We start from the raw sequence: 11267 nt of genomic DNA, 5'->3' as shown, positions 1-11267 counted from the left end.
TTCAGCGCAAGAAATTACGCCGCGCGCACCTTGGCGAGGAAGCCGTCCACCGCGCTGCGCAGCGCGCCGGACTGGCTGTCCAGCTCGCGGGCGTTGGTGAGCACGTCGGTGGCCGCGGTGCCGGTCGCTTCCGCGGCCGAGGTGACGCTGCCGATATTGGCATTGATCTCGTTCGATCCGGCCGCGACCGACTGGATGTTGCGGGCGATCTCGCGGGTTGCCTCGCCCTGCTGCTCGATCGAGGCGGAAATGCCCGCCGTGATCTCGCTCATCTCGGCGATGGTCTGGGTGATGCCGCCGATCGCCGCGACCGCATCGCTGGTCGAGGTCTGCATCGCCGCGACCTGGGCGGAGATTTCCTCGGTGGCCTTCGCGGTCTGGTTGGCGAGCGCCTTGACCTCGGATGCGACGACGGCGAAGCCGCGGCCGGACTCGCCGGCGCGCGCCGCCTCGATGGTGGCGTTGAGCGCGAGCAAATTGGTCTGCGCCGCGATCGAATGAATGAGCTTGACCACCTCGCCGATCTTCTCCGCGCCGGTGGAGAGCTCCTGCACCGTGGCGTTGGTGCGCTCGGCGTCGTTCACCGCCCGGCTCGCCACTTCGGTCGAACGCGTCACCTGGCGGGAGATTTCCGCAACCGAGCTCGACAGCTCTTCGGCGGCGGCGGCAACCGTGCCGACATTGCCGGAGGCCTTCTGCGAGGCCGCGCCGACGGTCGCCGCCCGCGACGAGGCATCGCTCGCGGTCGCCGTCATCGACTGCGCCGTGCTCTGCATGCCGGCGGCGGCCGAGGAGACCGAGCGGACGATGCCGTTGACGCTGCGTTCGAAGTCGTTGGCGATCTCTTCCATCGCACTGCGACGATCCGCCGCGGCGCGTTCCTTGGCGTCCGCCTCGGTCCTCTCGAGGTCGCGAATACGGACCGCGTTGTCCTTGAAGATCTGAACAGTCGAGGCCATCGCGCCGACCTCGTCGCCGCGGCCGACGCCGGGAATGTCGCCCTCGAGCTTGCCGTCGGCGAGATCCTTCATCCGGGCGCCGAGCACCGCCAGCGGACGGCTGATGCTGCGGCCGATCATCCAGGCGACGCTGCCGGCGACGATGACGATACCGAGCATGGCGAGACCGAGCAGCCAGTAGATCGGCCCCATCTTGGTGTCGATATCCTCGAGATAGGCGCCGGTGCCGAGATACATGTCGAAGCCGGGGACGGCGACCGCGTAGCCGAGCTTGCGGATCGGCTTGTCCTGGCCGGGCTTCATGTATTCATAGAACAGCAGGATCTCGCCGCTGGCCTTGACCCCGTCCATGATCTCGCGGGACAGCTTGCGGCCGTTCGTCTCCACGTCCATGCGGTTCTGGCCGATCACCTTCGGATCCGGCGCAAGCTGCGTGATGCCGTCATAGGTGGTCCCGAACAGATAACCGGAGTTCTTGTCATACGTCATGGAGTTGCCGTAGCGGCGGAGGTCCGCGAGCGCGGCATCCTTGGTCATCTCGCCGGCGCTGACGCGCTTGATCAAGGCAGCCGCATAGTTGCGGGCCATCTCCACGATCGCCTTGGTCTGGTCGATGCGTGCATTCACCATCTCGCGCTTCATCAGATATCCGGCGAGAACTCCGGAGATGCACAGGCCGAACAGGGTAACACCGACAAGGATGCCAAGCTTGGGGGCGATCTTCAGATTGCTCAACTTCACGATGGGCTCCTCGGGTGGCGCCGACTCAAGCGCAGACCTTTTTGATTTGAATCAACTTTTAGTGTGTGACCCCTTAGCAAGTTACTTACGCGCCTCCGTAGAAGCCCTGACGACCGCCGCGAAAAGCTGCGAATAATGGTCAAGCAGGCAACCGGCGATTGTACGCACGCACCGCGATTTCGCGTAAAAGACGCAAAGGCCCGCCTAGAAGGCCGGGCCGCAACAAGAACCGACAAACCAAATCGGGAGCAGGAAATGCCGAAATACAGGGTGGTGACGCCGAAGGGCGCGAGCTTCACGGTCGCGGGCAGCGATTATTCCTACGAGCGCGAGGCGCTCGATCCGATCGACGCCGAGATCGTCGAGGCCCCGGCCAACGAGGCCGAGTTCATCGCCGCCGCGAAAGACGCCGACGCCATCTATGCCAAGGGCATCCCGATCACCAAGTCGATCATCGACGCATTGGAGAGCTGCAAGGTCATCACGCTCGGCTCGGTCGGCGTGGACAGCGTCGACGTGAAGGCCGCCACCGCACGCGGCATTCCCGTCACCAACATCCCCGACACCTTCATCGAGGAGGTCGCCGACCATGCCATGATGCTGCTGCTTGCCGGCTTCCGCCGTCTGGTCGAGCAGGACAGGATGGCGCGCGACGGACGCTGGGCCGAGGGCCGGCCGGCGCTGCTGAAGATCCCGCGGCTGATGGGCCAGACGCTCGGCTTCATCTCGTTCGGTCGCGTCGCGCGCGCAGTTGCGAAGCGCGCCGCGCCGTTCGGCCTGCGCATGATGGCCTACGATCCCTTCATCCAGGAAACGCTGATGTACGACCACGGCGTCATCCCCGCGACGCTGAACGAGGTGCTGTCGCAATCCGACTTCGTCTCGATGCACGCGCCGGCGCGGCCCGAGGTGCATCACATGCTGACCGAGAAGCACTTCCGGCAGATGAAGAAGGGCTCGATCTTCATCAACACCGGCCGCGGCGCCACGGTGGACGAGGAGAGCCTGATCAAGGCCCTGCAAGAGGGCTGGATCGCGCACGCCGCCCTCGACGTGCTGGAGAAGGAGCCGCCCTCGCACAACAATCCCATCCTCAGCATGGAGAACGTGACCCTGACCGCCCACGTCGCCTCGGCCTCGGCACGGTTCGACGAGGCACGCAAGCGCCGCGTAGGCTACGAATTGTCACTGGTGCTTCAGGGCATGTGGCCGGTAAGCTGCGTCAATCCGTCGGTGCTGCAAAGCACCGCGCTCCGCCGCTGGCAGCCCGTCAGCATGGATCGCGGGCCGAACAGCTAGGCGGCCGGCCGCACGACGCGCCGGAAACCGGAAAGACCCTTCACCGGCGATCAACGCCGGGAAGGGAGACATCAAGGGAGGAACTGATGAGGAACGACCTTACACGTCGTGACGCCTTGGCGCTGGGCCTGTCCGCTACGGCGCTTGCGGCAACCGGTGTTGCAGCGCACGCCCAATCCACGATCAAGGCCGTGGACGTCCCCGCCCCGAAACTGCCGATCGAGAAGGGCGCGAGCCTGCGCATGCTGCGCCCGGTGCGGTTCGTGCAAGCCGACGAGGACGTGTTCCGCGCCAACGCGGCCAAATTCACCAAGGAGACCGGGGTCGAGATCAAGGTCGACTTCGTCGGCTGGGAGGACATCAACCAGCAGACCGCGGTGACCGCCAATTCCGGCGCCGGCCCCGACATCATCATCGGTTTCTCCGATGCACCGCACATCTACATCGACAAGCTGATCGAGCTGACCGATGTCGCCGACTATGTCGGCAAGCGTTACGGCGGCTGGCTGCCGCTGGCGCAGCGCTACGGCAAGAAGAACAAGAGCGACACCTGGATCGGACTGCCGTTCGGCGCCACCGCGGGTCCGCTGATCTACCGCAAATCGATCCTGCAATCGGTCGGCTTCGACAAGGTGCCGGAAGACCATGCCGGGATCCTCGATTTGTGCCAGAAGCTTCAGAAGGCCGGCAAGCCGGCCGGTTTCGCACTCGGCAACGCCAAGGGCGACGGCAACGGCTTCGCGAACTGGGTACTGTGGTCCCACAACGCCGCCCTGCTCGACGAAGAGGGCAACGTCATCATCAACAGCAAGGAGACGATCGCCGCGCTGAACTGGGTCAAGCAGCTCTACCCGACCTTCATCGCCGGCACGACCTCGTGGAACGACGTCAGCAACAACCGCGCCTACTCCTCGCAGGAGATCGCGCTGACCGCCAACGGCGTCTCGCTGTACTTCTCGCTGAAGAACGATCCGGCGACCAAGGCGATCGCCGACGACAGCGAGCATCAGCTGCTGCCGAAGGGCGTGGCCAAGATCTCGCCGATGGCGGGCCTGACGCTGAACGCCATGGTGTTCAAGCACAGCCAGTATCCCAACGCCGCAAAGGCCTTCCTGCAATTCATGCTGGAAAAGGACCAGTACGAGCCGTGGCTCAATGCCAATTCCGGCTACTGGTCCCAGCCACTGGCCGCCTATGCCGATGCCGCCGTGTGGTCGCAGGACCCCAAGGTGAAGCTGTTCAAGGACACCATGAACAGCACCTATTATGACGGCTACAGGGGCCCGATCTCGACGGCGACCGGTGCCGTCAGCGCCGACTACGTGCTGATTCAGATGTGCGCGTCGGTCGCGACCGGCGCTGCGACGCCGGAGGCGGCGGCCGCAGAAGCCGAACAACGCTGCAAGCGGTACTTCCGGCGGCAGAAGTAACGCCCGGCGGCGCGGCCGTCATTGCGAGGAGCCCGCGACAAAATTGCGAAGCAATTTGCGCTGGCGACGAAGCAATCCAGACTATTACCGCGGAGACAAACTGGATTGCTTCCGCCTTCGCCAAGGCTTCGGCGGACAAGTCGCTTCGCTCGCAATGACGGTGTGGTGACCTTCAACGACAGGACAACAAACTGATGTCCGTGACCACCCTCTCCTCCCCCGAATTGACACAGCGGCAGCCGGGCTGGATCGTACGCCTGTTCGACTACAAGCCGTTCCTGATCGTGATGTGCCTTGCGCCCGCGATCGGGCTGCTCGCCGTCTTCCTCACCTATCCGCTCGGCCTCGGCATCTGGCTCGCCTTCACCGACACCACGATCGGCCGTAAAGGCGTCTTCGTAGGTCTTGAGAACTTCCAGTATCTGCTCACCGACCCCCTGTGGTGGAACGCGGTGTTCTACAGCGTGGTCTACACGGGCATAGCAACGTTCGGGAAATTCGCGCTCGGCTTCTGGCTCGCGCTGCTGCTCAACAACCATTTTCCGTTCAAGAGCCTGCTGCGGGCGATCATCCTCCTGCCCTGGATCGTGCCGACGGTGCTGTCGGCGCTGGCGTTCTGGTGGATCTACGATCCGCAATTCTCGATCATCTCCTATCTGCTGGTGGACGTGCTGCATTGGCGGTCGAGCAATGTCGACTTCCTCGGCTCGCCCTGGCCGGCGCGCTTCTCGCTGATCGCCGCCAACATCTGGCGCGGCATTCCCTTCGTCGCGATCTCGCTGCTGGCGGGCCTGCAGACCATCTCGCCCTCGCTCTACGAGGCCGCGATGCTCGACGGCGCCAGCGCCTGGCAGCGCTTCCGCTACATCACCTTCCCGATGATGATGCCGATCCTCGCCATCGTCATGACCTTCTCGATCATCTTCACCTTCACCGACTTCCAGCTGGTCTACGCCATCACCCGCGGCGGCCCCGGCAACTCCACCCATCTGCTGGCAACGCTGGCCTTCCAGCGCGGCATCGCCGGCGGCGAGCTCGGCGAAGGTGCAGCGATCGCGGTGTCGATGATCCCGTTCCTGGTGTTCGCGACGCTGTTCTCCTATTTCGGCCTGGCGCGCCGCAAATGGCAGCAGGGAGAGAGCAATGACTGATACTGTCGCGCAAGCCACTGCCGACGCGAAAGCGGCACCCGACACCATGGCCTGGGATTCCGGGCTGCGGCGGCTGATGATGATCTACCTGCCGCTCGGCTGCTTCGTGCTGATCCTCTTGTTTCCGTTCTACTGGATGGCGATCACGTCGTTCAAGCCGAACGCGGAACTGATGAACTACAAGGCGCACAATCCGTTCTGGATCTCCTCGCCGACGCTGGCGCACATCAAGCACCTCTTGTTCGACACCGCCTATCCGCGCTGGCTGTGGACCACGATGCTGGTTGCGATCGGCTCGACCACGCTGTCGCTGGTCGCGAGCACGCTTGCCGCCTATGCGATCGAACGCCTGCGCTTTCGCGGCAGTCCCTATGTCGGCCTCGGTATCTATCTCGCCTATCTCGTGCCGCCCTCGATCCTGTTCATCCCGCTCGCCACCGTCGTGGTGCAGTTCGGCCTGTTCGACAGTCCGATGGCGCTGATCCTGGTCTATCCGACCTTCCTGGTGCCGTTCTGCACCTGGCTCTTGATCGGCTATTTCAAGTCGATCCCCTACGAGCTCGAGGAGTGCGCGCTGGTCGACGGCGCGACGCGGCTCCAGATCCTGCGCCGGATCACGCTGCCGCTCGCGGTGCCCGGCCTGATCTCGGCCGGCATCTTCTCCTTCACGCTGTCCTGGAACGAGTTCATCTACGCGCTCGCCTTCATCCAGAGCGGCGCCAACAAGACCGTGCCGGTCGCGATCCTGACCGAGCTCGTTACCGGCGACGTCTACCAGTGGGGCGCGCTGATGGCGGGCTCGCTGCTCGGCTCGCTGCCGGTTGCGGTCTTCTACTCGCTGTTCGTGGACTATTACGTGTCCTCGCTGACCGGCGCGGTGAAGGAGTAATCCCGCTCTCTCGTCCCCCTCTCCCCGTTCTTACGGGGCCGCGACGAGCTTCGCTCGCGCTGAGAGGGCGGGGTGAGGGGCTTGTCCGCGTAGACAGTGAGAGACGGACTCGCGGAGAGTCCCCCTCACCCGGAATTTGCTAGCGCAAATTCCGGCCTCTCCCCGCAAGCGGGGAGAGGCGAAGGTGCCTGCGGCGTTTGGCCCGGTTTCACAAAACTGCAACAAGCGATCCGCATAACGCATGCGTCCGCCAACAGGAGACGCACATGCGCGCGACTTTTCTTGCCTCCGTCGCAACGATCATTCTCATCGCGAGCCCAGCGCTTGCGCAGAGCGAAGGTGAATTCCCGGCCAAGCTCGCCGGCCACGTGGTGATGCCGGCCGAGTCGTTCATCGAAGCCCCCGCCGATGCCCCGGCCGATCTCAAGACCTCGGGCAAATACACCACTGGCAAGCGCGTGGACGCGCTCGGCACCGTGATGGGCAAGTCCTACGAGCGGGCGACCGGCGTCTCGCTGCCGTTCAAGGGCCAGCCGCTCCAGGGCCATTCCGGCATCAAGACCATGCCCGACGGCAGCTTCTGGGTCATCACCGACAACGGCATGGGCGCGCGCGCCAACTCGCCGGACTCGATGCTGTATCTCAACCGCTACAAGATGGATTGGGCGAGCGGCAAGATCGAGCGGCAGGAGACCATCTTCCTGCACGATCCCGACAAGAAGGTCCCCTTCCGCATCGTGCACGAGGATACCCAGAAGCGCTACCTCACCGGCTCCGACTTCGACACCGAAGGTTTCCAGATCATCGGCGACACGTTCTGGATCGGCGACGAGTTCGGCCCCTACATCCTGAAGGCCGACAAATCAGGCAAGATCCTTGGGCTGTTCGAGACGGTTGCCGACGGCAAGCCGGTGCGCTCACCCGATCATTGGGCGGTGGCGACGCCGGGCGCGCCGGGCGCGACCTACACCAACGTCAACCTCCGCCGCTCCAAGGGCTTTGAGGGCTTTGCCTCGTCCAAGGACGGAAAATTCCTCTACGGCCTGCTCGAGGGCCCGCTGTGGGACACGGAGAAGAAGGACTGGGAAAAGGTCGACGGCAAGGAAGCCTCCCGCATCCTCGAGTTCGACGTCACTGCTGAAAAGTTCACCGGCCGCTACTGGCAATACGTGTTCGAGCAGAACGGCAATGCCATCGGCGATTTCAACATGATCGATCCCACGGCCGGCCTCGTCATCGAGCGCGACAATGGCGAAGGCACGGCCGACAAGGCCTGCCCGCAAGGCCAGCGCGGCGACAACTGCTTCCCCGATCTCGCCAGGTTCAAGCGCGTCTACAAGATCGAGCTCTCGGACGCCAATGTCGGCAAGCCCGTGCGCAAGATCGGCTATATCGACCTCATGAAGATCCGGGATCCCGACAAGAAGGCGAAGAAGCCGCTCAACGACGGCGTCTACACTTTCCCGTTCTTCACCATCGAGAACGTCGACCGCGTCGATGACACCCACATCATCGTCGGCAACGACAACAACCTGCCGTTCTCATCCAGCCGCGATCCCAACAAGGCCGACGACGACGAGTTCATGCTGCTCGAAGTCGCGGATTTCCTGAAGGCGAAGTAAGGCAACGGTCTCTCTTCAGCCGCCACAAACTCCGCCGTCGTCCCGGACAAGCGCAAGCGCTGATCCGGGACCCGGAACCCCAGGCCGGAGTTGTGGCACGAGATGGTGGTGACGAATCCTCGCCAAACGCGACTTTGTGGTTACAGGTCCCGGATCTGCGCGCGCTTAGGGCGCGCTTGTCCGGGACGACGGCGGAGTTTGTTGAGACCGCACCCTACCGCACCGTAAACTCCACCGGGATCGAAAAGCTCATCGCGCCGTTCTTGAACTCGTCGGGAAACGGCGGGAACGGCGAGGCCTGGCGGACCATCGACATCGCCTGGGCGTCGAAGGCGGCGACGCCGGAGGAGCCGCCGAGACGGCTGGACGTGACCTGCCCGCTGCGGCTGAGGGTGAAGCTCAGCCTGGTAACGCCGCGCTGACCGCCGCCACCGGACGGATATTGGTGGAAGCGCATCAGATGCGCGCGGACGCGTTGATTGTAGGACGCGATCGCCGAGGCCGCCGCGCCCGCGCTCATCGCAGACGCCATCGGCGCCTCCCGCTCGGCGCGCGGCGACGCGCTGGTGCGGGGGGCGGGCGTCGCATCCGACGGCTTCTTTGCCTCGCGGCGAACGATCTTCGGCTTGTCAGGCGCAGGCTTTTCAACCGGCGCGATCTTCACGGGTTCGGGCCTGGCTGGTGTCGGCTCCAGCCTCTGCTCGGGCGGCGCTACCACATCAGGCTTATCCTGCGGCGGTGTCGGCGCGATGGTTTCCTCGATCACTTGCCGCTGCGCGGGCTCCGGCGGCGAGGCGTCGGCCTCCTGCATCACCGGCCCGGGCGCGACGTCGTCCGGCATTGGCTGCAGTGCCGAGGTCACCGGCGCCATATCGACCATGATCGCCGGGAGGCTGACGCCCTGCTCCGGTTGCGACTTCAGCCAGCTCGTCGCAAGCAGCGCGGCGGCAAGATGCAACGCCACGATCACCGCAGCCGAGACGCCCCAGCGTGCGCCCTCGCGTTCGCCGAGTGGTTCGTGCAGGGCAAAGGCGTTCGCGGTCATCAGCTGCGTCCGTCGAGGCCGACCAGCGCGACCTTGAGGTAACCGGCGTTGCGCAAGGCGTTCATCACCTCCATCAGGTCGCCGTAGGAGACGCTCTTGTCGGCGCGCAGGTAAATGCGCTCGTCCTTGCGGCCCTTGGTGGCGGCATCGAGCGCGGTGACAAGACCATCGCGGGCGATTGTGTCCTCGCTGACAGCAACGGTGAGATCCGGCTTCACCGTCACGAAGGTCGGCTTGTCCGGCCGCGGCGCCGGCTCGGCCGCAGTTGCCGGCAGCTCGACACCGATGTCGACGGTCGCGAGTGGGGCTGCCACCATGAAGATGATCAGTAGCACCAGCATCACGTCGATGAACGGCGTGACGTTGATCTCATGGGTGACATCGAGATCGTCAGGGACGCCGCGCTTGAGCGGCGATCCCGAACGTGCGCCGAGCTTGGCAGCCATGGCCTACTCCGCCGCCCGTGCCAGACGGAACTCTCTGTTGTCGCGCTGCCGGCTGACCAGCAGCATGAGCTGCGCCGAGGCATCGCCGAGCAGCGCACGGTAGTTGGCGATGCCGCGGACGAGATGATTGTAGATGACCACCGCCGGGATCGCGGCAACGAGGCCGAGCGCGGTCGCGAGCAACGCTTCCGCAATGCCGGGCGCCACAACCGCAAGGCTCGTGGTGTGGCTCTCGGAGATGCCGATGAAGGCGTTCATGATGCCCCAGACCGTGCCGAACAGGCCGACGAACGGCGCAGTGGCGCCGATGGTCGCGAGCACGCCGGTGCCGCGCGCGATCTGCCGCGACATCGCGGCCTCGACCCGCTCCAGCCGCAGCGCCACACGCTCTTGAAGGCCGTCATCGACAATGCCGCCGGAGAGTTCGGCCTCCTTCGCGCAGGACTGGATGAGCTGGGCGACCGCATCGTGCGCGTCGGCGGTCCGCTCCGCCGCCTCCGCCAGCCTCATCTTGCCCTCGAGCGCACGCGTCCGCTGCACGGCGAGCGCGCTCTTGCGGCGCAGCTCGATGGTCTTGGCGAGCCACACCGTCCACGTCACCAGCGAGGCGCAGGCCAGTCCGACCATCACCGCCTTCACGATGATGTCGGCGCCCATGAACATGCCCCAGGGCGACAAATTGCGCGGCAACAGTGCTTGGTCGATCGCGAAGGCCGGCGCCGGCGCGAGCGCCAGCCCGATTGTTAGGATCACGTGCCGAAGCCTGGACTTGCCTTGCATCCTGATCTCCCGACAGACAGAGGGAAGCTATGCCGCGATCTGGTTCGCAAGCTGCCGGAACCGCGCCAACTGGTCTCCACGCAGCGCCCGGGTCTCATCGCGGCCGACGAAGACCTTGAACATGATGCCGCCGTCGGCATTGACGAAGGCGACGAAGGCCGAATTCTTGCCCATGAACGGACGTTCGACGAAGGCAACACCCGCGCAGCGCTCGTGGCGGAGATGACCGTGCAATCCCTTCGGCTGCATCAGGTTGAAATAGCCACGGCCGATCTCACCCGCGGGGATCGCGCCGGTGAATTCGAAAATGGCGTCATCCGTGTGCACGATCAGCGTCACCTCGCCCCACGCCGCGATATCCTGCATGGCGAGGGCAAAATGCTCACCTCCGCCAATGCGCACCATCGATGACGGCAGCGCCTCGATCACCGCGCGCGGGGTGACCTTGTGCTCCCGCGCGACGTCCTCGATCACCGCACCGGGATTGTCGGCCATGTACGCCTTGAGATCGGTGCTCAGCATGTCCGGCTCCTTATCTGCGCCGCCATCTAGGCGGCCGCGGCCTTGCGCTCGCTCTGGATCACCTCGAAGCCCTCGAACTTGGGATGGCCGAGATAGAGGCTGTCGCCGGTCCGGTTGTCGGCGCGGGCATGGGCGCGGCGGAATTCCTCGGAACGCGTCCAGGCCTCGAACGCGGCCTTGTCGACCCAGGTGGTGTGCGACGAGTAGAGCGTGTGGTCCTCGGCCTCGGGGCCCTTCAAGAGATGAAACTCGACGAAGCCCGGCATGCTGCCGAGATAGGATTCGCGCGTAGACCAGACCGTTTCGAACGCGGTCTCCGCGCCCTTCTTCACCTGGAACCGGTTCATGGCGATGAACATGAGAGTCTCTCCTTCTGATCAAGA

At 64.7% G+C, this 11267-nt stretch carries 11 protein-coding genes; 5 read left to right on the top strand and 6 right to left on the bottom strand.

Annotated features, from left to right (window positions below; translation table 11 throughout):
- Window positions 1–14: 14 nt before the first annotated feature.
- Complete coding sequence (locus XI09_RS28280) at window positions 15–1700, bottom strand: methyl-accepting chemotaxis protein (RefSeq protein ID WP_271569751.1); 1686 nt, start codon at window positions 1698–1700, stop codon at window positions 15–17.
- Window positions 1701–1955: 255 nt separating this feature from the next.
- Here XI09_RS28280 and XI09_RS28275 point away from each other — a divergent pair, with 255 nt between their 5' ends.
- The 5 genes from XI09_RS28275 to XI09_RS28255 all read left to right on the top strand — a co-directional run bounded on the left by XI09_RS28275 (window position 1956) and on the right by XI09_RS28255 (window position 8091).
- Window positions 1956–2999 carry a C-terminal binding protein gene (locus XI09_RS28275; protein ID WP_271569750.1) on the top strand — a complete coding sequence of 348 codons (1044 nt, stop codon included), beginning with the start codon at window positions 1956–1958 and terminating at the stop codon, window positions 2997–2999.
- A gap of 86 nt (window positions 3000–3085) precedes the next feature.
- Entirely contained in the window at window positions 3086–4429 is a 1344-nt protein-coding gene (locus tag XI09_RS28270; protein ID WP_271569749.1) for an ABC transporter substrate-binding protein, read from the top strand.
- A gap of 194 nt (window positions 4430–4623) precedes the next feature.
- Window positions 4624–5580 carry a carbohydrate ABC transporter permease gene (locus XI09_RS28265; protein ID WP_271569748.1) on the top strand — a complete coding sequence of 319 codons (957 nt, stop codon included), beginning with the start codon at window positions 4624–4626 and terminating at the stop codon, window positions 5578–5580.
- On the top strand, window positions 5573–6469 hold the full coding sequence (locus XI09_RS28260) for a carbohydrate ABC transporter permease (RefSeq protein ID WP_092186897.1): 897 nt from the start codon (window positions 5573–5575) through the stop codon (window positions 6467–6469). Before XI09_RS28265 ends, XI09_RS28260 begins: the two co-directional genes overlap by 8 nt.
- A 266-nt stretch (window positions 6470–6735) precedes the next feature.
- Window positions 6736–8091 carry an esterase-like activity of phytase family protein gene (locus XI09_RS28255; RefSeq protein ID WP_271569747.1) on the top strand — a complete coding sequence of 452 codons (1356 nt, stop codon included), beginning with the start codon at window positions 6736–6738 and terminating at the stop codon, window positions 8089–8091.
- A gap of 214 nt (window positions 8092–8305) precedes the next feature.
- On the opposite strand, the gene XI09_RS28250 is transcribed toward XI09_RS28255, so the two are convergent.
- The 5 genes from XI09_RS28250 to XI09_RS28230 are packed head-to-tail and all read right to left on the bottom strand — an operon-like array spanning window position 8306 to window position 11243.
- A complete protein-coding gene (locus XI09_RS28250; protein WP_271569746.1) occupies window positions 8306–9136 on the bottom strand; it encodes an energy transducer TonB in 831 nt (276 codons plus the stop codon).
- Window positions 9136–9582 (bottom strand): TonB system transport protein ExbD, encoded by a 447-nt coding sequence (exbD, locus tag XI09_RS28245; protein WP_271569745.1) that lies wholly within the window; start codon window positions 9580–9582, stop codon window positions 9136–9138. The genes XI09_RS28250 and exbD overlap by 1 nt, the downstream gene beginning before the upstream one ends.
- Before the next feature lie 3 nt (window positions 9583–9585).
- On the bottom strand, window positions 9586–10362 hold the full coding sequence (exbB, locus tag XI09_RS28240) for a tonB-system energizer ExbB (RefSeq protein WP_271569744.1): 777 nt from the start codon (window positions 10360–10362) through the stop codon (window positions 9586–9588).
- Between the two features lie 27 nt (window positions 10363–10389).
- Entirely contained in the window at window positions 10390–10884 is a 495-nt protein-coding gene (gene hutX, locus XI09_RS28235; RefSeq protein ID WP_271569743.1) for a heme utilization cystosolic carrier protein HutX, read from the bottom strand.
- 26 nt (window positions 10885–10910) lie between these two features.
- Window positions 10911–11243, bottom strand: a complete 333-nt coding sequence (locus XI09_RS28230) for an antibiotic biosynthesis monooxygenase family protein (RefSeq protein WP_271569742.1) — start codon at window positions 11241–11243, stop codon at window positions 10911–10913.
- Window positions 11244–11267 lie beyond the last annotated feature (24 nt).

It is taken from the genome of Bradyrhizobium sp. CCBAU 11386 (assembly GCF_028128955.1).
Lineage (GTDB): Bacteria > Pseudomonadota > Alphaproteobacteria > Rhizobiales > Xanthobacteraceae > Bradyrhizobium.
Note: the sequence above shows the minus strand (reverse complement) of the source record. Positions and strands in the feature narration are given on the sequence as shown.